Source organism: Bradyrhizobium sp. ISRA464 (assembly GCF_029910095.1).
GTDB lineage: Bacteria > Pseudomonadota > Alphaproteobacteria > Rhizobiales > Xanthobacteraceae > Bradyrhizobium.
Genome location: NZ_CP094526.1, coordinates 20,218 through 44,537 on the forward strand (window position 1 = coordinate 20,218; position 24,320 = coordinate 44,537).

General features: G+C 65.4%; 22 protein-coding genes. 18 read left to right on the top strand and 4 right to left on the bottom strand.

The features are described 5' to 3' along the window. Window positions 1–188 precede the first annotated feature (188 nt). Window positions 189–995: a crotonase/enoyl-CoA hydratase family protein gene (locus tag MTX19_RS00085; RefSeq protein ID WP_280981935.1), complete on the top strand. Its 807-nt coding sequence runs from the start codon at window positions 189–191 to the stop codon at window positions 993–995. 378 nt (window positions 996–1,373) lie between these two features. After that, window positions 1,374–3,572: a SulP family inorganic anion transporter gene (locus tag MTX19_RS00090; protein WP_280981936.1), complete on the top strand. Its 2,199-nt coding sequence runs from the start codon at window positions 1,374–1,376 to the stop codon at window positions 3,570–3,572. A gap of 204 nt (window positions 3,573–3,776) precedes the next feature. On the opposite strand, the gene MTX19_RS00095 is transcribed toward MTX19_RS00090, so the two are convergent. Then, complete coding sequence (locus tag MTX19_RS00095) at window positions 3,777–4,076, bottom strand: FAD-dependent oxidoreductase (protein ID WP_280981937.1); 300 nt, start codon at window positions 4,074–4,076, stop codon at window positions 3,777–3,779. Between MTX19_RS00095 and MTX19_RS00100 the strand changes: the two genes are divergently transcribed. Next, the gene (locus tag MTX19_RS00100) at window positions 4,029–4,688 is read left to right on the top strand and encodes a transporter substrate-binding domain-containing protein (RefSeq protein ID WP_280981938.1); all 660 of its coding nucleotides are present in this window, start codon (window positions 4,029–4,031) and stop codon (window positions 4,686–4,688) included. The genes MTX19_RS00095 and MTX19_RS00100 overlap by 48 nt on opposite strands. A gap of 66 nt (window positions 4,689–4,754) precedes the next feature. Here MTX19_RS00100 and MTX19_RS00105 read toward each other — a convergent pair whose 3' ends face one another. Then, complete coding sequence (locus MTX19_RS00105) at window positions 4,755–6,248, bottom strand: NAD-dependent succinate-semialdehyde dehydrogenase (RefSeq protein ID WP_280981939.1); 1,494 nt, start codon at window positions 6,246–6,248, stop codon at window positions 4,755–4,757. A 131-nt stretch (window positions 6,249–6,379) separates the two neighbouring features. Next, window positions 6,380–6,700, bottom strand: a complete 321-nt coding sequence (locus tag MTX19_RS00110; protein WP_280981940.1) for a hypothetical protein — start codon at window positions 6,698–6,700, stop codon at window positions 6,380–6,382. A gap of 357 nt (window positions 6,701–7,057) precedes the next feature. Here MTX19_RS00110 and MTX19_RS00115 point away from each other — a divergent pair, with 357 nt between their 5' ends. Then, window positions 7,058–8,251 (top strand): serine hydrolase domain-containing protein, encoded by a 1,194-nt coding sequence (locus MTX19_RS00115; protein ID WP_280981941.1) that lies wholly within the window; start codon window positions 7,058–7,060, stop codon window positions 8,249–8,251. Window positions 8,252–8,605: 354 nt separating this feature from the next. Next, entirely contained in the window at window positions 8,606–10,300 is a 1,695-nt protein-coding gene (locus MTX19_RS00120) for an AMP-binding protein (RefSeq protein WP_280981942.1), read from the top strand. Between the two features lie 145 nt (window positions 10,301–10,445). On the opposite strand, the gene MTX19_RS00125 is transcribed toward MTX19_RS00120, so the two are convergent. After that, window positions 10,446–11,447 carry an adenosine kinase gene (locus MTX19_RS00125; RefSeq protein WP_280981943.1) on the bottom strand — a complete coding sequence of 334 codons (1,002 nt, stop codon included), beginning with the start codon at window positions 11,445–11,447 and terminating at the stop codon, window positions 10,446–10,448. 261 nt (window positions 11,448–11,708) lie between these two features. On the opposite strand from MTX19_RS00125, the gene murJ reads away from it, so the two are divergent. The 13 genes from murJ to lnt all read left to right on the top strand — a co-directional run bounded on the left by murJ (window position 11,709) and on the right by lnt (window position 24,153). Beyond that, a complete protein-coding gene (gene murJ / locus MTX19_RS00130) occupies window positions 11,709–13,247 on the top strand; it encodes a murein biosynthesis integral membrane protein MurJ (protein WP_280985783.1) in 1,539 nt (512 codons plus the stop codon). Window positions 13,248–13,415: 168 nt separating this feature from the next. Next, the gene (gene trpS, locus MTX19_RS00135) at window positions 13,416–14,468 is read left to right on the top strand and encodes a tryptophan--tRNA ligase (protein WP_280981944.1); all 1,053 of its coding nucleotides are present in this window, start codon (window positions 13,416–13,418) and stop codon (window positions 14,466–14,468) included. A gap of 92 nt (window positions 14,469–14,560) precedes the next feature. Then, the gene (locus MTX19_RS00140; RefSeq protein WP_280981945.1) at window positions 14,561–15,055 is read left to right on the top strand and encodes a universal stress protein; all 495 of its coding nucleotides are present in this window, start codon (window positions 14,561–14,563) and stop codon (window positions 15,053–15,055) included. A 174-nt stretch (window positions 15,056–15,229) separates the two neighbouring features. Next, on the top strand, window positions 15,230–15,799 hold the full coding sequence (locus tag MTX19_RS00145; RefSeq protein ID WP_280981946.1) for a NifU family protein: 570 nt from the start codon (window positions 15,230–15,232) through the stop codon (window positions 15,797–15,799). A gap of 159 nt (window positions 15,800–15,958) precedes the next feature. Continuing rightward, on the top strand, window positions 15,959–16,657 hold the full coding sequence (tsaB, locus tag MTX19_RS00150; protein ID WP_280985784.1) for a tRNA (adenosine(37)-N6)-threonylcarbamoyltransferase complex dimerization subunit type 1 TsaB: 699 nt from the start codon (window positions 15,959–15,961) through the stop codon (window positions 16,655–16,657). Next, a complete protein-coding gene (gene rimI, locus MTX19_RS00155) occupies window positions 16,654–17,139 on the top strand; it encodes a ribosomal protein S18-alanine N-acetyltransferase (RefSeq protein ID WP_280981947.1) in 486 nt (161 codons plus the stop codon). Before tsaB ends, rimI begins: the two co-directional genes overlap by 4 nt. A gap of 54 nt (window positions 17,140–17,193) precedes the next feature. After that, window positions 17,194–17,646 carry a Fur family transcriptional regulator gene (locus tag MTX19_RS00160; RefSeq protein ID WP_280974637.1) on the top strand — a complete coding sequence of 151 codons (453 nt, stop codon included), beginning with the start codon at window positions 17,194–17,196 and terminating at the stop codon, window positions 17,644–17,646. Between the two features lie 4 nt (window positions 17,647–17,650). Continuing rightward, window positions 17,651–18,349: an HAD family hydrolase gene (locus MTX19_RS00165; RefSeq protein ID WP_280981948.1), complete on the top strand. Its 699-nt coding sequence runs from the start codon at window positions 17,651–17,653 to the stop codon at window positions 18,347–18,349. 58 nt (window positions 18,350–18,407) lie between these two features. Continuing rightward, window positions 18,408–19,802, top strand: coding sequence for a tRNA (N6-isopentenyl adenosine(37)-C2)-methylthiotransferase MiaB (gene miaB / locus MTX19_RS00170; protein ID WP_280985785.1), 1,395 nt, complete (start codon window positions 18,408–18,410; stop codon window positions 19,800–19,802). 5 nt (window positions 19,803–19,807) lie between these two features. Next, window positions 19,808–20,863 carry a PhoH family protein gene (locus MTX19_RS00175; protein WP_280981949.1) on the top strand — a complete coding sequence of 352 codons (1,056 nt, stop codon included), beginning with the start codon at window positions 19,808–19,810 and terminating at the stop codon, window positions 20,861–20,863. 68 nt (window positions 20,864–20,931) lie between these two features. After that, window positions 20,932–21,429, top strand: coding sequence for an rRNA maturation RNase YbeY (gene ybeY / locus MTX19_RS00180; protein WP_280981950.1), 498 nt, complete (start codon window positions 20,932–20,934; stop codon window positions 21,427–21,429). A 1-nt stretch (window position 21,430) separates the two neighbouring features. Continuing rightward, window positions 21,431–22,543 carry a hemolysin family protein gene (locus MTX19_RS00185; RefSeq protein WP_280981951.1) on the top strand — a complete coding sequence of 371 codons (1,113 nt, stop codon included), beginning with the start codon at window positions 21,431–21,433 and terminating at the stop codon, window positions 22,541–22,543. Then, entirely contained in the window at window positions 22,540–24,153 is a 1,614-nt protein-coding gene (gene lnt, locus MTX19_RS00190; protein ID WP_280981952.1) for an apolipoprotein N-acyltransferase, read from the top strand. Before MTX19_RS00185 ends, lnt begins: the two co-directional genes overlap by 4 nt. Window positions 24,154–24,320 lie beyond the last annotated feature (167 nt).

Below are 24,320 nucleotides of genomic sequence, written 5' to 3' on the forward strand. Positions count from 1 at the left end.
CGGCAACTGACCTATGTCGGCGGCAACCATGTGATCACCCGCCGGGTCCGTTTTGAGGATGCGTATGAGGCGATCGGCGACCCGACCATCCGCGTCGCCTTCGTTCGCGATGGCATCGCCGGACGGGGAACGCTAGGCTTGGGCTCTAAACAAGAATCGTCCCAAGAACTGACCCAAGGGAGCGCCCCATGTCTGATGCCGATACCGTGCTCATCGAGCGCGATGGTCCGATCACCATCATCTCCATCAACCGTCCGCATTGCCGCAACGCCGTCGACGGCGCCACCGCGCGCAAGCTCTATGACGCGTTCCTGGCGTTCGACGCCGATGCCAGCGCATCGGTCGCGGTGTTCACCGGCATCGGCGGCTATTTCTGCGCCGGCGCGGACCTGAGGGCCGTGGCGACCGGCGATCCCAACAAGAAGCGCGAGATCGGCGGCCACAACACGATTGCGCCGATGGGGCCGAGCCGGCTGCGGCTCTCGAAGCCGGTGATCGCGGCGGTGGAGGGCTTTGCGGTCGCCGGCGGCATGGAGCTGGCGCTATGGGCCGACATGCGCGTGGTCGCCGAGGACGCGACCTTCGGCATCTTCTGCCGCCGCTTCGGCGTGCCGCTGATCGACCTCGGCACCATCCGCCTGCCGCGGCTGATCGGACATTCGCAGGCGATCGACCTGATCCTCACCGGACGCCCGGTCGGTGGACCTGAGGCCCATCGCATGGGGCTGGCGAACCGGCTGGTGCCGAAGGGTGAGGCCCGCGCGCACGCGATCGCGCTCGCGAAGGACATCGCCCGGTTCCCGCAGACATGCCTGCGCGCCGACCGGCTGTCGGCGCTGCACCAATGGGATCTCGAGGAGGAGGACGCGATCAGGAACGAGATGCGCGGCGGGCTCGAGGTGATCGCCTCGGGCGAAACGCTTTTCGGCGCGACGCGCTTTGCGTCAGGCGTTGGACGTCACGGCGCGTTCGGCAATGAGGGCCGGAACGGCTGAGCCCGAGATCGTTCCCGCAGACTCAACCTCGCCTCTCCTCCTACAAGGCAGGGCTATCGCATATGGCACCGGCGAGCTTGTGTGCTGACGTTTCCAGATTCGTCATGGCCGGGCTTGTCCCGGCCATCCACGTCTTTTTCACCGAGAAGCCAAGACGTGGGTGCCCGGCCCAAGGCCGGGCATGACGAGTTTGTGGAGGGATCCAACGCAAAAGGCACTTCGAAACCACGGCACGAGCCGCATATGCGATAGCCCTGCCTTGCAAGGGGAGAGGTAAAGGGTAGAGCACGTGTTGAGAAACCTTGTCACAAAAATCCTGTTGTCGGCCCGCGCCGCGGTCGTCTACGACTGACCGCGGAATTTCGGGGCTTACTTTTCGTGATTAGTCGATCGCTTTATTTCGGCTCGCGGGCACAGCGGGCCATCAATGACGTTCTCGGTGGCAGCGCCGCCAGCATCCTCGGCATCACGTTCGGGCTGTCCTACGCGCTGCTGATCTTCGCCGGACCGCTCTCGCCCTATCTGTCCTACGGCGTCGCCGCGACCTTCATCAGCTCGGCGGTGCTTGCGGCTTGCATCGGCCTGGGCAGCTCGCTGCCCTTTGCGATCGCCGGCCCCGACAGCTCCACCGCCGCTGTAACAAGCATCCTGATGGCCTCGCTGGTCGAGCGCATCGCCGCGACGAACCCGGCCGCGCCGCTGCTCGCGCCGGTGCTGATCACGCTCGGCCTCTCGACCATTGTCACCGGTCTCATGCTGTGCGGCCTCGGGCTCACGCGGATGGGCCGCGCGATCCGCTACGTGCCCTATCCGGTGGTCGGCGGCTTCCTCGGCGCGACCGGACTTTTGATCGTGCTCGGCGCCGTCAGGGTGATCACGGGGCATCCGCTGCAGCCCGGCACCCTCCTCCATTTCATGAACACCGTCACGATCTCGCAACTAAGCGCGGCCTGCGCCATGGCGCTGGTGCTGTACCTGACCTGGCATCGCTCGCGGACGCCGTTCGGCCTGCCGGTCATCCTGATCGGCGGCGTGATCGCCGCGCACCTGGTGTTCTGGATCATCGGCATCTCGCCTGAAGAAGCTCGCGCGACCGGCTGGACCTTCGCACCACCGCCGCCTTCGGCCTTCATGCTGCCCTGGCACGCCGCCGAGCTCGTCCATTACCCGTGGTCGGCAGTTCCGGATCTGCTCGGCAATCTGATCGCCGTCGTGTTCGTCACCGCGGCGAGCACGCTGTTCAACACCACCGGCATCGAGGTTGCCACCCATCGCGAGGCCAATCTGGAGCGCGAACTGAACATCACCGGCTTCGCCAATATCCTCACCGGCGCGCTGGCCGGCTATGCCGGCTGCATCTCGGTCAGCCGCTCGGTGCTCAATTTCTCAAGCGGCGGACGGGGCCGGCTGTCCGGCCTGACGGCGGCCGCGGTGTCGCTCGTGATGCTGGCGGTCGCGCCCGAGTTGCTCGGCTACATCCCGAAATTCGTGCTCGGCGGGTTGCTGATCTATCTCGGCGCGGACCACCTCCACAAATGGATCGTCGAGTCGCGCAAGCGGCTGTCGAAGACCGAGTACGTCTCGCTGCTCGCGATCATCGCCATCATCGTCACCTGGGGATTCGTGCCGGGCATTCTGATCGGCATCATCATCGGCTGCGCGACCTTTGCACTGAGCGCCGCGCGGATCGAGGCGATCAAGTACAGCTTCGACGGCTCGGAATATCGCAGCTCGCTCGACCGGTCGCGCGACGATCAGGAGGTGCTGCTGACGCATGGCGGCATGATCCAGGGCTTGAACCTGCAGAGCTACCTGTTCTTCGGTTCCGCCAACCGGCTTTACCAGCACGTCAAGGCGCTGCTGAGCGAGCGTCCGGAGTGCCGCTACCTCCTGTTCGATTTCAAGCTCGTCACCGGCATCGATTCATCGGCGGCATACAGCTTCGCGCAGATCAGGCGCAGCGCGCACGATGTCGGCGTGGAGCTGGTACTGGTGCACCTGTCGGCCGCGGCGGAGAAGGTGCTGCGCTCCAGTGATTTCCTCACCGAGGGCGTCACCGTGATCGACGAGCTCGATCATGCGCTGGAATGGTGCGAGAACGAGATCATCAGGCAGCATCAGGGGCTGGCGCAGGAGGAGGCCGACCTGCGCGGCTGGTTCACGCGGATCCTCGGCCACGAGCGCGACGCCGACGAACTGATCCGCCGCTGCCAGCGCATCGAGGTGGATGCCGGCGAGGTCATCGTGCGCGCCGGTGAGGCCGCGGATTCGATGCATTTCATCCTCGACGGCCGCGTCGGCGTGGTGGTGCCCGCCGAGGAGCAGCGCACTACGCGGGTGCGCAGCCTCGGCCGCTACACCACGATCGGCGAGATGGGCTTGGTCTCGCAGGCGCCGCGCAGCGCGACCATCCAGGCCGAAGTGGCCAGCGTGCTTTACGTGCTGAACACCCACCAGTTCGCGGCGATCAGGGACGAAGATCCAGAGCTCAGCCAGAAGCTGTTGACATATTTCGTCTCCGTAATGGCGGAGCGGCTGTCCTTCGCCAACCGCACCATCGCGGTGCTGCGGCGGTGAGAACCTTGAGAGCAACGCAATGGACGGTCGCGCGGGGTTTCGGCTCCCTCTCTCGCTTGCGGGGGAGGGATGGGGTGGGGGTCTCACCGCGAGTCGCTAACTGGAGGGAACCCCCACCCGGCGCGCTAAGCGCGCCGACCTAAGAGCGAGCTTCGCTCGTCTCGACCCCGCAAGCGGGAGAGGTGGAGCGAGAGTGTGGATACGCTACAGCAGGCCGCGGCTGGCGCTCGCCTCGAGTTGTTGCATCAGCGCCTTGTCGTCATAGCGCGCCAGCGACAGGCTGCGCGCGAATGGCGGCACCGGCGCGCCAACGACGGCGCGGGCGCAGAGGTCGCCCGTGGCGCAGGCGCCCATCGTTCCGCAACCGGACAGCGCGGTGGCCAAGAACACGCCGGGCGTTGCCGCGGCGCCGATCAGCGGCCAGTTCTCCTTGGTCATCGGATAGTAGCCGCCGTAATGCCGTCGCTGCAGACCAGGCAGCAGCCGATCCAGCTCTCGACGCAAATTCCGCTGATCGAGAACGGGACTATCGACATCGTCTGCGGTCCCGCGACCAACACCCTGGAGCGGCAGAAGGTGGTGGCGTTCAGCGACACCATCTTCGTGTCGAGCATCCGCGCCGTGGTGCGCAAGGATTCGCCGATCAAGACATTCGAGGATCTGAGCGGCCGGCCGGTCTCGCTGACGTCGGGCTCAACCTCGATCGGCCTGCTCCGTGCACGCGCCCAGCAGAAGAACTTCCAGACCAAGAATATCCTCACACCGGATCATGGCGCATCGTTCCTTGCGCTGACGACGGGACGCAGCGAAGCCTTCATCATGGACGACATCCTGCTCGCCAGCCTGATCGCGGGCAGCGCCAATCCGTCCGACTGGCGCATCATCGACGACAGCCTGCGCACCGAACCTTACGGGCTGATCATTCGCAAGGGCGACCCGGAGTTCAAGGCGCTGGTCGACAGGACGCTGACCGACATGATGAAGGACAACGAGTTCCAGGAGCTCTACGCGAAGTGGTTCACGCGTCCGATCCCGCCCAAGAACGTGAACCTGAATTTCCCGATGACCGCGCCGCTGAAGGACGCCATCGCCAATCCAAACGACAAGGGCGTGTGACACGAGCAAAAAGCCCGGCTCTGATTCAATCGGAGCCGGGCTCGAGCGAGAAGATAATACTGGCGATCAGACCCCCGCCATCATCACGTATTTGATCTCGACATACTCTTCCATGCCGTGACGCGAGCCTTCGCGGCCGAGGCCGCTTTCCTTCACGCCGCCGAAGGGGGCGACTTCGGTGGTGATCAGGCCGGAGTTGACGCCGACCATGCCCGACTCCAGCGCCTCGACGACGCGCCAGACGCGGCCGATGTCACGCGAATAGAAATAGGAGGCGAGGCCGAACGGCGAGGCATTGCACATCGCGATCACGTCGGCTTCGTCCTTGAAGCGGATCACCGGCGCGAGCGGCCCGAAGGTTTCCTCACGCGCCACCAGCGCGTCCGGCTTCACGTCGGACAGCACGGTCGGCTCGAAGAAACTGCGGCCGAGCGCGGCGCGCTTGCCGCCGGTCACGACCCTGGCGCCGCCCTTCACCGCGTCCGCAATATGCCGTTCGACCTTCTCGACCGCCTCCATGTTGATCAGCGGACCCTGCACCACGCCTTGCTCGGTGCCGTCGCCGATCTTCATGGCGGCGACCTTCTTCGACAGCTTCTGCACGAACTCGTCGTAGATCTTGTCCTGCGCGTAGAGACGGTTGGCGCAGACGCAGGTCTGGCCCATGTTGCGGTACTTGGAGACGATGGCGCCCTCGACGGCGGCGTCGATATCCGCATCATCGAACACCACGAAGGGCGCGTTGCCGCCGAGCTCGAGGCCAAGCTTCTTCACGCCGACCGACGCCTGCCGGTACAGGATCTTGCCGACCTCGGTCGAACCGGTGAAGCCGACGAAGCGCACCGCCGGATGCTCGCACAGCACCTTGCCGATCGGCGGCGCGTCGCCGGTGATGATATTGAACACGCCCTTCGGCACGCCGGCCTTCTCGGCAAGCGCGGCGAGCGCGAGCGCGGATAGCGGCGTCTCGTTGGCGGGCTTCAGCACGACCGTGCAGCCCGCGGCCAGCGCCGGCGACACCTTGCGGGTGATCATCGAGTTCGGGAAATTCCACGGCGTGATGGCGCCGCAAACGCCGATCGGCTGCTTGATCGCCAACAAGCGGGCATCCGGCCGCTGGGTCGGGATGGTCTCGCCATAGACACGGCGCGCCTCTTCGGCGAAGAATTCGACATAGGCCGCGCCGATATCAACCTCGCCGAGCGCCTCGGCCAGCGGCTTGCCCTGTTCGGAGGTGAGGATCAGCGCGAGATCCTCGCGATTGGCGATGATCAGGTCGAACCATTTGCGCAAAATATTGGAGCGCTGCTTGGCGGTCAGCTTGGCCCAGGCCGGAAATGCGCGCTCGGCGGCTTCGACGGCCTTGGTCGCATCGGCCGCGCTGAGCTGCGGGATCTTGATGAGTTCCGCGCCGGTGGCCGGATTGTTGGTGGCGAATTCCGGCGTGCCGACCCAGGCGCCGTCGATATAGCAGCGGTCGCGCAGCAGCGACGGATCCTTCAGCCGGTCATGGAGGGATGCTGCGGATTGCGAAGCGCGTGCGGCAACGGGCGGGGTCATGGCGTTACTCCTCTGAAGGGGATTCGCCGCCTATATAGGCCGAAACGCACCGCGATGCATTGTCCGCGACGCGGCTCTGCGTGCGCACAAATGCGGTGCCGAAGTCGCGCTCATTTGAGGTTGTTGGCTCGTTAGGCCGCGCCGCTCATATAGGTCTCGCGGCGGCCGGTCATGCGCTGGGCTGCGGCCTTGGCATCCGCCTTGGTCGAGGTTGCGCAGGTGCGATATTCGAGGTCGGCCTGCGCCTTCGTGTCGCGCCGGCCGAACCAGGATTTCGAGCCGGTCCGCAACAGCGCCAACGCCTGCGCGACATTCTCGACCGCCTCGAACGAGTGCAGTGCACCGGTACCAGCGTAGCGGACTTCATAGAGGCCGGGGCTGATCGGCGCCTCGATATTCTCGCCACGTCCGGGCCGCGGATAACGCTTCCATTCACTCCACGTCGAAATCATTGCAGCGTCCCTGCGACCTCAAAAGCGACGACCATTTTTCGTCAAATCATCCCGGTTTGCTGCACGTTTGTGCAGTGATCTGAATGCGTTAGTGTAAAACTTCATCAATGAAAATCGACCACGCCATCACGTTCCCGTGGGTGTTCCCGAGGGATCATCAGGGTTGAGGCAAAGGCTTCCGCAAAATCTCCGCGCGTGATGGACGTCGGTTGCGCGCAGGCCCTGTGCAAGGCCGCCCCCACCGCGCGGCCATCACGAGATCGCGACGTCAGGGCCCCGCGCCCTGCTTGCGGGGCTCCAAAAGCGGGTGGATGATCCCCGCACTCCAAAACAATAACCCACCGGAGGAACATCCCAATGCAAGGCAAGGCTCAGATCGATCAGCTTCTGCGTCAGAAGAGCGACGCAAAGGAGATACCCGGTGTTGTCGCGGTCGCGGCAACGGGCAAGGACGTGATCTATGAAGGTGCGTTCGGCAAACGCGACCTGTCCAAGGACGATGCCATGACCGCCGACAGCGTGTTCTGGATCGCCTCGATGACCAAGGCCGTGACAACAGCGGGCGCGATGCAGCTCGTCGAACAGGGCAAGCTGTCGCTTGACGAGCCGATCGGCAAGCTGTTGCCCGACCTCGCCGCACCACAGGTGCTCGAAGGCTTCGACGCCAGCGGCGAGCCGAAGCTGCGGCCGGCGAAGGGGCCGATCACGCTGCGCCAGCTCATGACCCACACCGCCGGCTTCTGCTACGAGCTGTGGAACGGTGACAAGGCGAGGTATCTGGAAAAGACCGGCACTCCCGGAATAACCACCTGCCAGAACGCCGCGCTGAAGACGCCGATCGCAAGCGATCCCGGTACGCGCTGGGAATACGGCACCAATATCGACTTCGTCGGCAAGGCGGTGGAGGCCGTGAGCGGCAAGAAGCTCGATGCTTACTTGCGCGACCACATGTTCGCGCCACTCGGCATGAACGACACCGCCTTCAAGATATCAGACGACATGCGCAAGCGGCTGGTCGGCATGCATGCCCGCGGCGAGGACGGCACGCTGACCGCGATTCCGTTCGAGCTCGAGCAGAATCCTGAATTCCACATGGGCGGCGGCGGGCTCTATTCGACCGCCGACGACTACATCAAGTTCTGCCAGATGATCCTCAACAAGGGCAAAGGCAACGGCAACCAGTTGCTGAAGCCCGAGACCGTCGCGATGATGGGGCAGAACCACATCGGCGAGCTCAGCGTCGGCAAGATGACGACGGCGGCGCCGATGTACACCAACGACGTCGATCTCTATCCCGACATGGTGAAGAAGTGGGGCTTGAGCTTCCTCATCAACACCGCCAAGACGCCGGAAGGCCGCAGCGCCGGCAGCCTCGCCTGGGCGGGCCTTGCCAACACCTATTTCTGGATCGATCCGTCGCGCGACGTCTGCGGCGTGATCCTGATGCAGCTGTTGCCGTTCGCTGACAAGCAGTGCCTGGAAGCCTTCACGGGCTTCGAGCGCGGCATCTATGCCGGGCTCGATGTCGGCAGTGGGCAGAAGGCGGCTTGAGGCGACCGCGACGGGACCAAGCTCCCTCTCCCCGTCCTTACGGGGAGAGGTTGGGGTGAGGGGCTCTCTCCGCGAGCGCTGACGATTGAGGGACCTGCACCCCCTCACCCGGAACGCATCTCGTGATGCGTCATTGCCGAGGCTTGATCTCGGCGTTCTCAAGAAACGGCCGCCGAAGGCGGCCGATGCCTCTCCCCGCAAGCGGGGCGAGGTGAATCGGAGCCCGCTGCTCTAAAGTCCTCCTCAGTCGGAGGACCTTGCAATACCCGCCATAGGTCGGGCGTGTCCGGCCGGCGCCAAAGGACTAAGATCGCGCAAAACGCGACGTGAAACGCGATCAGGAGGAGGACAGTCTTGGCACCCAGGACGGACAGTTATGTTTGCGGCATTTCCGATACGCCGCTGCTCGGCGAAACCATCGGCCGCAGCCTCGACCGCGCACGCGAGCGCTGGGGCAATCGCGAGGCGCTGGTCTCGCCAAGCCACAATGTGCGCTGGACCTGGAACGAATTCGCCGAGCGGGTCGAGGCGTTGGCCGCAGGTTTCCTCGCCCTCGGACTGGAGCGCGGCGAGCGGATCGGCATCTGGTCGCTGAACCGGCCGGAATGGGCGCTGACGCAATTCGCCGCCGCGAAGGCAGGGTTGATCCTTGTCACAATCAACCCCGCCTATCGCCTGAGCGAACTCGAATTTGCGCTTGGCAAGGTCGGATGCGCCGCCATCGTGACGGCAACCGCGTTCAAGACCTCGGCCTATATCGAGATGCTGAACACGCTGCTGCCCGAGCTTGCGCGCTCCGAGCCCGGCCGCCTGCAATCGGCACGGCTGCCGCAATTGCGCGCGGTGATCCAGATCGGAGGCCCGGCGGCGCCGGGCGCGATTCCATTCGACGAGGTGACCCGGATGGGCGGCCCGCGCCATCGCGAGCAGCTCGCGGCGCTGGCCGAGAGCCTGCAGTTCGACGATCCCGTCAACATCCAGTTCACCAGCGGCACCACGGGCTCGCCCAAGGGCGTGACGCTGACCCACCACAACATCCTCAACAACGGCTACTTCGTCGGCCGCGCGATGCGCCTCACCGAGAAGGACCGCCTTTGCATTCCGGTGCCGCTTTACCACTGCTTCGGCATGGTGATGGGCAACCTCGCCTCCGTCACGCTCGGCACCACCATGGTCTATCCCGGCGAGGGATTCGATCCGCTGGCGACGCTGACGACCCTCGCGCAGGAGAAGTGCACGGCGGTGTACGGCGTGCCGACCATGTTCATCGCCGAACTCGACCATCCCGAGTTCTCGCGCTTCGATCTGTCGTCGCTGCGTACCGGTATCATGGCCGGCGCGCCCTGCCCGATCGAGGTGATGAAGCGCGTCAACACCGAGATGAACATGCGCGAGGTGACGATCGCCTACGGCATGACCGAGACCAGCCCGGTGAGCTTCCAGAGCGCGACCGACGATCCCCTGGAGCGCCGCGTCTCAACCGTCGGACGCATCCTTCCGCATGTCGAGGTCAAGATCGTCGATCTCGACGGCAAGGTGGTGCCGCGCGGCGAACGCGGCGAGCTCTGCACCCGCGGTTACAGCGTGATGCTCGGCTATTGGGACGAGAAGGAGAAGACATCAGACGTGCTCGACGCCAACGGCTGGATGCACACCGGCGACCTCGCCGTGATCGACGACGAGGGCTATTGCAACATCGTCGGCCGCATCAAGGACATGGTGATCCGCGGCGGCGAGAACCTCTATCCAAGGGAGATCGAGGAATTCCTCTACCGCCATCCGAAGATCCAGGACGTGCAGATCTTCGGCGTCGCCGACGACCGATATGGCGAGGAGCTGTGCGCCTGGATCAGGATCCGGCAGGGCGAGACGCTCACCGCGGCCGAGGTGCGCGCGTTCTGCCAGGGCCAGATCGCGCACAACAAGATCCCGCGCTACGTCGAGTTCGTCGACGAATTCCCGATGACGGTGACCGGCAAGATCCAGAAGTTCGTGATGCGCGAGTCGGTCGAGAAGCGGCTCGGGCTGAAGGCGGCGAAGACGGCGTGATGTAGTCCTCTTCCCCCTCTCCCGCTTGCGGAGGAGGGCCGGGGTGGGGTGTCACCACGAGTCACTTTGCGGAGAGAGCCCCAACCCGCCGCCCTTCGCGCGTCGACCTCCCCCGCAAGCGGGAAAGGTGAAGGAAGATCTCGCCTTACACCGGCAAGCCCTTCTGCTTCGCGAGCTCCTTCAGCGACACCAGCGGCCGCGCCCCGATGTGCTGGATCACTTCGGCGGCCGCGAGCGAGCCGAGGCGGCCGGCATTCTCATATCCGGCGTTGCGCACGAGGCCGACCAGGAAGCCGGCGGCGAACAGATCGCCGGCGCCGGTGGTGTCGACGAGCCTGTCGATCGGATAGGCCGGCGCCGCCGTCACGCCATCCTTTGAGACCACGACACAGCCCTTCTCGCTGCGGGTGACGACGCCGAGCTTGGTGTCCTTGCCGAACTGCTGCAGCGCCGTGTCGAAATCCGAGGTCTGGTACAGCGAGTGCAGCTCCGCCTCGTTAGAGAACACCAGGTCCACCGTGCCCTTGCGCATCAGCTCGAGGAATTCGTCGCGGTAGCGATCGACGCAGAACGAATCAGACAGTGTCAGCGCGACCTGGCGGCCCGCGCCATGCGCGATGGTCGCCGCCTTGACGAAGGCATCCTTGGCGTTCTTCGGGTCCCAGAGATAGCCCTCGAGATAGATGATGCTCGCCGCTTCGATCTGCGCCGGATCGATATCGTCGGGCGTCAGGTCCTGCGCCGCGCCGAGATAGGTGTTCATGGTGCGCTCGCCATCCGGCGTGACGAGAATGTAGGAGCAGCCGGTGGCAGGCCCGTCCGTGGCCGGCCTGGTGTCGAAGGTTACGCCTGCGGCGCGGATGTCGTGGATGTAGAGCTTTCCAATCTGGTCGTCCTTGACCTTGCCGACATAGGCCGCGCGCGCGCCGAGATTGCCGACGCCGACGATGGTGTTGGCAGCGGAGCCGCCCGACATCTCGGTCGCCTGGCCCATGTCGCTGTAGATCGCGGTGGCACGGGCTTCGTCGATCAGCTGCATCGAGCCCTTGGTCATGCCGTGACGGGCGAGGAATGCCTCGTCGGTCTGCACCAGCACGTCAAAGATCGCATTGCCGATCCCGAGAACGTCATATTTTGCGTCAGCCATTGACCTGCCCTGTTTGACGGGTACCCACGAAAGGCTGCGGCCTATCACGTTACGCCCGACGGCAGCAAGCCACGCCATTGCACCGTCATCCTGAAGGTGCGAGCCTTGCGGCGCAGTTGCGCCGCTGGGCGAGCCTCGAAGGATGAACGGCCCCGTTGGTGGCCGTCGACCCTTCGAGACGCGCGCAAGGGTGCGCTCCTCAGGGTACGGGTTTGGTAGACTGCCGCTGGCAGCGGCACGCGCGGCTGCTATAGAGGCCGCATGATCCGCTCCTTCCTCACGGTCTCCTCGGGAACGCTGGCCTCGCGGCTGCTCGGTTTCGTGCGCGATTCCGTGATCGCGGCGCTGCTCGGCGCAGGCCCCGTGGCGGACGCCTTTCTGGCGGCGTTCCAACTTGTCAACGTGGTGCGGCGCCTGTTGTCCGAGGGCGGCCTGAACGCCGCGCTGGTGCCGGCCTGGCTCAAGATTCGCGAGCGCGATGGCACGGCGGCGGCGGCCGCCTTTGCCGGCCGCGTGCTCGGCACCGTGAGCGCCGCGGTGATCGCGGCCGCGCTCGTGCTCGGCGTGCTGATGCCGCTGGTGATCACGGTGATCGCGCCGGGCTTTGTCGGCCGCGGCGCGCTGCAATTCGCCGTCGACGACGCGCGGCTGATGCTGCCCTATCTCGCCTTCGCCGGACCCGTCACCGTCATGATGGCGCTGCTCAACGCGCAGGGCCGCTTCGCGCTGACGGCGTTCTCGCCGCTGCTGTTCAACATCGCGCTGATCGCGGTGATGGCCGTGCTGCTGGTGCGGCAACAGGATCCGGTTCAGGCCGCGCAGGTCATGGCGGCGACGGTCGGCGTCGCCGGCTTCCTGCAACTCTCGATGCTGGTCTTGCGCGGCGGCCAGGCCGCCTCACCGCTCCGCGTCTCCTTCGACAATGAGATGCGCGGCTTCCTCGGGCGCGCGGTGCCCGGCATGGTCGCGAGCAGCGCGCCGCAATGGCTTGTCGTGGCGGGCGCGGTGATCGCCTCGACATCGCCGTCGGCGGTGTCATGGCTGTATTTCGCCAACCGCCTGCTCGAGCTGCCGCTCGGCATTGTCGGCGTCGCGATGGGCACCGTGCTGGTGCCGGAGATGACCCGCGCGGTGCGGAGCGGCGAGTACACAGCAATCGCGCATGCGGAATCGCGCGGCCTCGAGCTTGCGGTCGGGTTGGCCTTCCCGGCCACGCTCGGCCTGATGGTGCTGAGCCAGCCGATCGCCCGCATCCTGTTCGAGCGCGGCGCATTCACGGCCGACGACACCGCGGCGACTGCGCAGGCCCTGATCTGGCTCGCGCTCGCCTTGCCGGCGCATGTGCTGGTGAAGGCGTTGTCGCCGGCGTTTTTTGCCCGCGAGGACACGCTGACGCCGCTCGTCGCGACGCTGAGGGCGATCGTGGTCGCGATCGCCGCCGCCTTCCTGCTCGGGCATTTCTTCGGCGCCAACGGGATCGCCGCCGGCATCGCGCTCGGCGCCTGGAGCAACGCGCTGACGCTGATCCGGAACGGTGCGGCAAGCTTCGGCTTCTCGATCGATGCCGATGCGCGCCGCCGCCTGCCGCGCATCCTCGCCGCGGCGCTCGTGATGGGCGCGGTGCTGTGGCTTGCGGAAGACGCCCTGCCGGCCGCCGGCGCGCATGATTCCGCGCAGGCGGTGTCCCTCCTACTGTTGATCGCCGTCGGCATGGCGAGTTACGGGCTGTTTTTGCGGCTTTTCGGCGTGACCGGTTGGCGCGAGGTGGTTAACGCCGTCAGGCAAAAGCGCCCCGCCTGACTTGCGCGCGCGAGGCTTAAATGGCAAACGACGCCGCTGGAGCCTGTTCCGTTCCGATGGAATCGGAACGGGGCTCTAGACTCTTGGTTCGACGCGTTTTCTTGACGCGAACCGGTGCCCACTTCGCTCGAAAGCGCTCCAAAGCAGCCATTTCCGGGAATTGAGACCATGGCGTTCGTTGAACGGGTTTTCTCAGGCGTCCAGCCGACGGGCAATCTGCACCTCGGCAACTACCTCGGCGCGATCGTCAACTTCGTGAAGATGCAGCAGACGCACAACTGCATCTATTGCGTCGTCGACATGCACGCGATCACGCAAGGCGTCGACGTGTGGGGCGGCCCTACTGAGCTCGCACGCAACACGCGCGAGGTGACCGCGGCCTTCATCGCCGCAGGGATCGATCCGAAGAAGCACATCGTGTTCAACCAGAGCCAGATCGCCGGCCACGCCGAGCTGACCTGGATCTTCAACTGCGTCGCGCGGATCGGCTGGCTGAACCGCATGACCCAGTTCAAGGAGAAGGCCGGCAAGGACCGCGAGAACGCGTCCGTCGGCCTCTACGACTATCCGGTGCTGATGGCCGCCGACATCCTGCTCTACCGCGCGACCCACGTGCCGGTCGGCGAGGACCAGAAGCAGCATCTGGAGCTGTCCCGCGACATCGCGCAGAAGTTCAACAACGACTTCGGTGATTCAATTCGTGGTCATGGGTTTGCCGACGGCCTGTTCTTTCCGCAGCCCGAGCCGCTGATCACGGGACCCGCGACGCGGGTGATGTCCTTGCGCGACGGCACCAAGAAGATGTCGAAGTCTGATGCGTCGGACAATTCGCGCATCAACCTCACCGACGATGCCGACACCATCGCGCAGAAGATCCGCAAGGCGAAGACCGATCCGGAACCGCTGCCCACCGAGGAGAAGGGCCTGGAGACACGCCCCGAGGCAGACAATCTCGTCGGCATCTACGCGGCGCTGGCCGGCATTACGAAGCAGGACGTGCTGAAGCAGTTCGGCGGCGGGCAGTTCTCAAGCTTCAAGAACGCACTCGTCGAGGTTTGCGTCACCAAACTGGCGCCGATCGCGGCCGAGATGAAGAAGCTGGTCGCCGATCCCGGCCATGTCGACGCGATCCTGGCCGACGGCGCCAACCGCGCCCGCGTCATCGCCGACGAGACCATGCGCTTGACCAAGGACATCGTCGGCTTCATCCGCCAGCGCTGACGCGACGCGGCGAACAGGAACCGCGGCGCCCTCTCCCAAACGGAGAGGGAGTGTGGCAGCATGCATCGGTTTGGTTCAGCACCGGGACATGCATGACCACCCAGCGACGAAGCTACGAGACGGGCCACCAGCCGAAATGCCTGGTCATCGTCGACGACACCGCGGAATGGGACCGCGCCGTCTATTATGCCAGCCGATGGGCGAAGCGCGTCGGCGGCGGCGTGGTGATGCTGCGGGTGATCGAGACCGAGGACCAGAACCAGCAATGGCTCGGTGTCGCCGACATCATGCGCGCGGAAGCCACGGAGGCCGCCAACGAGGCGCTCGACCGCGCCGCCGGCCGGGCCAACGGGATTGCCGCTATCACCCCGGAGCGGGTGATTCGCGAGGGCGATCCGATCGAGCAGATCATCGACGTGATCGACAAGGACGTCGATATCGCGATGCTGGTGCTGGCCGCTAATCCGGGCCCGGAGGGACCCGGGCCGATCATCACCACCATGGCCAAGACCATGGGCGCGTTCCCGATTCCGGTCACCATCGTGCCCGGCGGCCTGTCCGATCCCGACATCGACGCCCTGTCCTAGGCCATTGGCGCAGGGCTGGAACCGCAGCCCTGCGTCTTGATCGGCGCCTGCCGGGTTGCCATCTTAATCCTTGATTTGACGCGTTTTCTTTGGCGAACCGGTACCACTTCGCGCGAAAACGCTATAATGGAACCCAACGCGCCGGCCTTGAACCGGCGACGCCGGAGACAGCAGATGTTCATTCAGACCGAAGCCACGCCCAATCCCGCCACCTTGAAGTTCATTCCGGGCCGCATGGTGCTCGAGAACGGCACCATGGAATTTTCCTCACCGGAATCGGCCGCGCGCTCGCCGCTCGCCGAACGGCTGTTCGCCGTAGCAGGCGTCACCGGCGTGTTCTATGGCGCCGACTTCGTCACGGTGACAAAGGCGGACGGCGACTGGCAGCACCTCAAGCCCGCGATCCTCGGCGCGATCATGGAGCACTACATGTCGGGTGCGCCGCTGCTCGCCGATGGCACCGCCGGCGGCGACGATATCAGCGATGAGAAAGGCGAGTTCTTCAACGAGGAAGACGCCGAGACCGTCGCGCAGATCAAGGACCTGATCGAAACCCGCGTGCGGCCCGCGGTCGCCAATGACGGCGGCGACATCACCTTCCGCGGCTTCAAGGACGGTATCGTGTATCTCAACATGAGGGGCGCCTGCTCGGGCTGCCCGTCATCGACCGCCACGCTGCAGCACGGAATCCAGAACCTGCTCCGGCACTTCGTGCCCGACGTGCAGGAAGTTCGGCCGATGTAATCTGGGGGGTGGGCAAGACGAAGCGCGCCCACCTCCGACATTGCAAAGACGATGGTGGGCAGGGCGCGGTGCGCCTTTGCCCACCCTACGAGGGGAAAGAACAGTGAGCCGGCGAACCGGAATTGAGCCTGACATTCCATTCGCTGTGACGTTCGCCCCATGCTGATCCTCGCCATCGACACCGCGCTCGACGCCTGCTCCGCGGCCGTGCTCGACACTGCCGCCGGCACAACCATCGCCATCGAATCGCAGGCGATGCAGCGCGGCCACGCCGAGGCGCTGATGCCGCTGATCGCGCGCTTGATGAAGGACAGCGGCATCGCCTTCACCGCTCTCGACCGCATCGCCGTCACCACCGGTCCCGGCAGCTTCACCGGCCTGCGCGTCGGCCTCTCGGCTGCGCGCGGCATTGCGCTTGCCGCGGAGAAGCCGATTGTCGGGCTGACCACGCTCGCCGCTTACGCCGCACCCGTGGTCGCCGAGAATGGCGAGCATCCGATCCTGTCGGCGATCGATGCGCGGCACGATCACGTCTATTTCCAGGTGGTGGGCGGCGACGGCAGTCCGCTGATCAAGCCGAAGGTGGCGCCGATCGCGGAGGCGCTCGAGGCCGCCAGCCTCGGCGCGCTGCATCTGGTCGGCAACGCGGCAAAGATCCTCGCCGAGCGCTGGCCGGCCGACGCTGTGCCGCCGTTCAGGGTCGATCCGCAATCCGCGCCCGACATCACCTGGGTCGCCTGGGTCGGCGCCGCCATCGATCCGGAGAGCGCGCCGCCGCGGCCGTTCTATCTGCGCGCGCCCGACGCAAAGCCGCCGCGGGATCAACTCCCGCTCAGCGCGCAACCGTCGACCACATGATCTCCTGGCTTTCGCGATGGTGGGGCGGCGCTACGCCCACGGTCGAGCCCGCGACATTGCGCGACGCGGCGCGGCTGGCGCAATTGCACGGCGCCTCGTTTCACCGCGGCTGGGGCGAAGGCGAGTTCGAGACGATGCTGACCGAGCGCAACACCCTGGTGCACCGCCTGCGGCAGGGACGCAAGATCATCGGCTTCGCCGTCTCGCGCATGGCGGCGGACGAAGCGGAAATCCTCTCGATCGCGATCGATGCCGGCCAGCGGGGCCGCGGGCTGTCACGCATTCTGCTGCTGACCCATCTCGGTCATCTTGCCGGCCGTGGCGTCCGCACCATCTTCCTCGAGGTGGAAGAAAATAATGAGCCGGCGCGACGGCTCTATGAAAAGGCCGGATTCGGCGTGATTGGCCGGCGCGAGCGCTATTACAAGCAGCCCGGTGGGGAACATTTGAACGCGCTTCTGATGCGGCGTGACTTGTCGTAACATCCGCGCGATGGCAGAACAGCGCCTGCCATTCGACCCAAGGCCTTGAACCCCATGACCACGGTGAAACCCCCGCCTGCGCAAAGGAACACCGGCATCGAGGCGCGCTGCGCCGCGACCGGCATGCGCATGACCGAACAGCGCCGCGTGATCGCGCGCGTGCTGGCGGAAGCCATGGATCATCCCGACGTCGAGGAACTGTACCGGCGCTGCGTGGCCGTCGACGACAAGATCTCGATCTCAACGGTGTACCGCACCGTCAAGCTGTTCGAGGACGCCGGCATCATCGAGCGGCACGACTTCCGCGAGGGCCGCGCGCGCTACGAGCAGATGCCGGAGAGCCACCACGATCACCTGATCAATCTGCGCGACGGCAAGGTGATCGAGTTCACCTCCGAGGAGATCGAGAAGCTGCAGGCCGAGATCGCGCGCAAGCTCGGCTACAAGCTGGTCGATCACCGCCTCGAGCTCTATTGCGTTCCCCTCGACGAAGAAAATAAGTCCTAGTCGAGTGAGCTTCGATCTCGTCATTTTCGATTGCGACGGCGTGCTCGTTGACAGCGAGGTGATCTCCTGTCGCGCGCACGCGGAGACGCTGACGCGTCACGGCTATCCGATCACGCCGGACGGCGTGCTGAAGCGCTTCCTCGGCGTGTCCGACCGCGAGGCGCGGCAGATCGTGGAGACCGAGATCGGCCGCAGACTGCCGGATAGCTTCGAGGCGGAAGTCAAGCAGGCGACGCTCGGCTTCTATGCCGACGACCTCAACGCGATCGCCCATGTCAGCGACGCGATATCGGCGCTCAACTTGCCGAAATGCGTGGCCTCCAGCGGTACGCCGGAAAAGATCCGCCACGGCCTGAGCTGCGCCGGGCTCTACGACCAGCTCGCGCCGCATATTTTCTCCGCAACGCAGGTCAAGCGCGGCAAGCCCGCGCCGGACATCTTCCTGTTTGCGGCCGAGCAGATGGGAGCACGGCCGGAGCGCTGCGTCGTGATCGAGGATAGCGTGCACGGCGTCACCGGCGCGCGCGCCGCCGGCATGACGGTGCTCGGCTTCCACGGCGGCAGCCATTGCACCGCGGAACACGAGGACATGCTGCGCAAGGCCGGAACAGCCGCGACATTCGCCGATATGCGCCAATTGCCAGGTTTGATCGCCCGAGCGGGCCAAAAATACGGCTCGATCGCTGGATTTTCGCCGGTTTAAGCTATATTTCAGCCTCGGCGCCTCGATGACGCCGCTTCCAATCCGCGATCAAGGTTCCATGACGACGCCGCGCAAGCTGCACATCAAGTCCTATGGCTGCCAGATGAACGTCTACGATGCGCAACGCATGGTGGACACGCTGGCTGGTGAGGGCTTCGTCGAGACGGCGAGCGCGGAGGACGCGGATCTCGTGATCCTCAACACCTGCCACATTCGCGAGAAGGCGTCGGAGAAGGTCTATTCCGAGCTCGGGCGTCTCCGGGTCGCCAAGGAAGAGGCCGCACGCGACGGCCGCGACATGAAGATTGCGGTCGCCGGCTGCGTCGCCCAGGCCGAGGGCGAGGAGATCATCCATCGCGCACCGACCGTCGACATCGTCGTCGGGCCGCAGAGCTATCACCACCTGCCGCAACTCCTGAAACGCGCCAAGGCCAACGGCCGCGCGCTGGAAACGGAATTTCCGGTCGAGGACAAGTTCGGCTTCCTGCCGCAGCCGAAGCCGGATGCGATCCGCGCGCGCGGCATCTCCGCCTTCGTCACCGTGCAGGAAGGTTGCGACAAGTTCTGCACCTTCTGCGTCGTGCCCTATACGCGCGGCGCCGAGGTCTCGCGTCCGGTTGCCAAGATCGTCGACGACGTCAGGCAGCTCACCGAGAACGGCGTGCGCGAGATCACGCTGATCGGACAGAACGTCAACGCCTATCATGGCGACGGCCCTGATGGCCGCGCCTGGCCGCTCGGCAGGCTGTTGCAGCGGCTCGCCGAGATCCCCGGCGTGGCACGGCTGCGCTACTCGACCAGCCATCCGCGCGACGTCGACGATTCGCTGATCGCGGCGCATCGCGATCTGCCCGAGCTGATGCCGTTCGTGCACCTGCCGGTGCAGTCCGGCGCGGACCGGGTTCTTGCTGCCATGAACCGCAAACATACCGCCGATGATTACAGGCGCGTCATCGACCGGTTCCGTGCTGCGCGGCAAGATATTGCTTTTTCATCGGATTTTATCGTCGGCTTCCCCGGGGAGACCGAGGAAGAATTTTCCGCCACCCTCGCGCTTGTCACGCAAATCGGGTACGCTGCGGCGTATTCATTCAAATATTCGCCACGGCCGGGCACGCCGGCGGCGGAGATGCGGGAGACAGTGTCAGCAGCAGAGATGGACGAGCGCTTGGGGCGGCTTCAGGAATTGATCGACAGCCAGCAATCGGCCTTCAATCGGGCTGCGATCGGCACAACGGTCGACGTGCTGTTTGAGCGCGCCGCGCCGCGCAAGGAAGGCCAGATCGTCGGCCGCACCGCCTATCTGCAGCCCGCCCATGTGATGGCTTCGCCTGACATCATCGGCAAGGTTCTCCCCGTGCGGATCGACAGCCTCGAGCGCTACAGCCTGATCGGCGAGCTCGCAGCGCCGTCCGCACCGAACCCGGTTTCGCAGACGACCATTGGAGCCTGAAATCCTTGCCCAAAAGCGCATCGGATTCGCCTTCGCTCGCTCCCAGCCGCAAACCTGATCGCGACATGCAAATTCCACCCGAGACCCAGGTCGTCATCGATTTCGACGATAACCGCGCCGCTTCCGCGCTGGTCGGCCCCTACGGCCAGAACCTCGCACTGGTCGAGCGCCGGCTTGGCGTCGTCGTCGACTCCCGCGGCAACCACGTCACCATCGCCGGTTCGCGCGACGGCTGCGACGCGGCACGGCGCGTGCTCGAGACGCTCTACGCGCAGGCCGTCGAGGGACACGACCTCGATCAGGGCGAAGTCGAGGGCGCGATCCGCGCCGTGATCGCGCAGGGATCGCTGTTCGAGTTCGACAACAAGGCGGCCAAGCCGACATTCGAGACGATCAATCTGCGCAAGCGGCCGGTACGTGCGCGCACCGCCGCGCAGGACTCCTACATCCGTGCGCTGAAGCGGCATGAGCTGGTGTTCGGCATCGGCCCGGCCGGCACCGGCAAGACCTGGCTCGCCGTCGCCCATGCCGCACAACTCTTCGAACGCAAGGAGGTCGACCGCATCATCCTGACGCGGCCTGCCGTCGAGGCCGGCGAGCGGCTCGGCTTCCTGCCCGGCGACCTCAGGGAGAAGGTCGATCCCTATCTGCGCCCGATCTATGACGCGCTGTACGATTTGATGGACGCGCGCGTGGTCGAACGCGCGCTGCAGGGCAACGAGATCGAGATTGCGCCGCTCGCCTTCATGCGCGGCCGCACGCTGACCAATGCCGCCATCATTCTCGACGAAGCGCAGAACACCACATCGATGCAGATGAAGATGTTCCTGACGCGCCTCGGCGAAAACAGCCGGATGATCGTGACCGGCGATCCCTCGCAGGTCGACCTGCCGCACGGTCAGGCCTCGGGACTTGCCGAGGCGGTGAAGCTGCTCGACGGCGTCGAGGGCATCGCGCAGGTCCGGTTCACCGCCGAGGACGTCATCCGCCATGAGCTGGTGGCGCGCATCGTGGCCGCCTATGAGGGATTGCCGCAGCGGCCGGCAAACGCCAGATCTTGAGATCAACAGCTTCGGCCGACAGCCCGCGCGATGCAGAGGCCGGCCATAACGCAGATTTTGGAACCACCGTGTCCTCCTTTCCCGCAACCGAGGTTCTCGTCACAGCCGAATGCTGGCGGACCGAACCCAACGCCGAAGCGGTGATCCATCGTGCGATCGAGGCGGCCGCGGAAGTAGCCGACGCCGATGTCGGGGACGCCGAGCTTGCGATCATGCTGACCGACGATGCCGGCATCCGCACCCTGAACAACAATTGGCGCAGCATCGACAAGCCGACCAACGTGCTGTCGTTTCCGGCGCTGCAGCCCACCGGTGGTGGTGCCCCCGATGATGCTCCGCGCATGCTGGGCGACATCGCCATCGCCTATGAGACGACGCGGCGCGAAGCCGACGAGGAACAGAAGCCGTTCGACCACCATTTGAGCCATCTTGCGGTGCACGGCTTCCTGCACCTGATCGGCTACGACCACGAGAATGACGAAGATGCCGAGGACATGGAAAGTCTCGAGCGCGAGATTCTCGGCTCCCTCGGCATCCCCGACCCCTATGCGGATCGGATCGACTGACATGGCGGATTCCGAACCGACCCATGACAATCCGCGCAACGTGAGCAACCTGCCGGTCGTGGTGCACGCCGGCGAGGCGCAGCGCCCCGCCGCCGAAGGCTGGCTGGTGCGTGCGATCCGCACGCTGTTCGGCTGGAAGGCCGGCTCGGTGCGTGATGACCTGCAGGTGGTGCTCGACGCCTCGACGCCCGACGATGTCGGCTTCTCGGCGATCGAGCGCACCATGCTGCGCAACATCCTGTCGCTCAACGAGCGGCGGATCGCCGACGTCATGGTGCACCGCGCCGACATCGTCGCGGTCAAGCGCGACATTCCGCTCGGCGAGTTGATGAGCCTGTTCGAAAGCGCGGCGCATTCGCGGCTCGTGGTCTACAACGAAACCCTCGACGATCCCGAAGGCATGGTGCATATCCGCGACCTGTTGGCCTTCATGACCGCGAGGGCGCGCGTCACCGACGCGACCAAGACGCGGCGCAAGAAGCCGTTTCCGGCGGGGCTCGACCTGCGCGCGGTCGATCTCGCGATGCCGCTGTCGGAAGCCCACATCATCCGCAAGCTGCTCTACATCCCGCCGTCGATGCGGGCGATCGACCTGCTGGCGCAGATGCAGGCCTCGCGCATCCACCTTGCACTTGTCGTCGACGAATATGGCGGCACCGACGGGCTGGTGTCGATCGAAGACATCGTCGAGGAGATCGTTGGCGAGATCGACGACGAGCACGATTCCGACGAGCCGCCCTCGATCGTCCGTCAGGCCGACAATTCCTTCATCGCCGACGCGCGCGCCAGCCTCGACGACGTGCGCTCGGTGATCGGCGAGGATTTCGTCACCGGCGAGGCCGGCGAGGAGGTCGAGACGCTGGGCGGATATCTGGTCTCCTTCGTCGGCCGCCTGCCGGTGCGCGGCGAGGTGATCTCCGGACCGGGCAATTTCGAGGTCGAGGTGCTCGACGCCGACCCGCGGCGGGTGAAACGCCTGCGGATCAGCACGCGCAAGGAGCGGCCGACGCCGCGCAAGGAACGCGAGCGGCGCCGCGAGCAACCCTCTGACTCCGGAACCCCGCAGGCCAATGACAACACCCCGCCGTCCGGCGATGGAGCCGGTCAGCAGTGAGGCTGTCAGACAAACTCCGCGCCACCGGGCTTGCGATCATCCTGACCTGGGGATGGAAGCGTGCGGTCATCGCGCTTGCCGCCGGTGCCTTGTCGTCGCTGGCGATGGCGCCGTTCAACGCCTGGCCGGCTCTGCTTCTGACGTTTCCCATCGCGGTCTGGCTGATCGACGGCGCCGCGGCCGGGCGCTGGCACGGCGTGCCCGCGGCGGCGCTGTCCGGCTTCTGGTTCGGCCTCGGCTATTTCGTGCCGGGTCTGTACTGGATCGGTTACGCCTTCTTCGTCGATGCGCAGACTTTCGCCTGGCTGACGCCGTTCGCGGTGCTCGGCCTGCCGGCCTATCTCTCGCTGTTCACCGCCTTCGGCTTCGCCCTGGCACGGCTGATCTGGCCGCGCGACGCCTCGCGCGTGCTCGCGCTCGCGGCCAGTTTGACGATTTCGGAATGGCTGCGCGGCCACGTCCTGACCGGCTTTCCGTGGAACGCATTCGGCTATGCGCTGAGCGAGCCGCTGGCGCTGGCCCAGACCGCGTCGCTGATCGGGCTGTGGGGCATGACCTTCCTGGCGGTTGCGATCTTCGCAAGCCCGGCCGTGCTGATCGACGGTTCTTCGCGCAGCCGCAAGCCCTGGCGCACGCCGGTCGCGGCGGTGCTGGTGCTGGCGGCGATGCTGGCGTTCGGCGCAGTGCGGCTGTCGCAGCACCCGACCGCGATGGTCGCAGGCGTCAAGCTGCGCATCATGCAGCCCGACCTGCAGCAGGACGCCAAGTTCAACTACTCCGCCAAGGCTGCGGTGATGCAGAAGTATCTCGCATTGTCGGATCGGGCGTCGGGGCCGCAATCCACCGGCGTGGGCGATGCCAGCATCCTGATCTGGCCGGAATCCGCGTTTCCCTTCTTCCTGACTCGGGAAGCCGACGCGATGGCGCAGATCGCCGATCTGCTGCAGAAGGGAACCGTGCTGATCACCGGCTCGGTGCGCGCGCCCGATCTGCCGCCCGGCGTCCGCATCACGCGTGCTTATAATTCCATCTACGTCATCGATCATGACGGCAGCGTGCTGTCGGTCTACGACAAGCTGCATCTGGTGCCGTTCGGCGAATATCTGCCGTTCCAGTCGTGGATGGAGAAGCTCGGCTTCCAGCAGCTCACCAAGGTCGTGGGCGGCTTCATCCCGGGCACGATCCGCCGGCCGCTCGACGTGCCGAATGCGCCGCCTGCGCTGCCCTTGATCTGCTATGAGGCGATCTTCCCCGGCAGCATCGTCAACCACGACGAACGTCCGGGCTGGATCATCAACGTCACCAATGACGGCTGGTTCGGGATCTCGACCGGTCCCTACCAGCATCTGCAGCAGGCACGGCTCCGCTCGATCGAGGAAGGGCTGCCCCTGGTGCGCGCCGCAAATACGGGCATTTCCGCCGTGATCGATCCGTTGGGGCGGATTGTCGCACAACTCGGACTGGGTATCGAAGGCGTGCTCGATGCCGGCCTGCCGGCGGCGATCGCGCCGACGATCTATGCGCGGATCGAGAATATCCCGGCCGCCGCAATTGTGATCGTTGCGCTGGCAATCGTACTGCGGCGGCGTTTTCTCAGGCGAAAGGCCTGACGATTACATATCGCCGGTTGTCGCCGAACCCGAAAAAACGTCGAAATTCGCCTGAACGCGATTCCACCAGTTGACAGATTGACCGTACGCTTCGCATTGTAAGGGTCCGAGCGAAATCCTAAGTCCAGTCAGCCCCTTTGCGCAAATTGTCCGCATTTCGTCCCGAT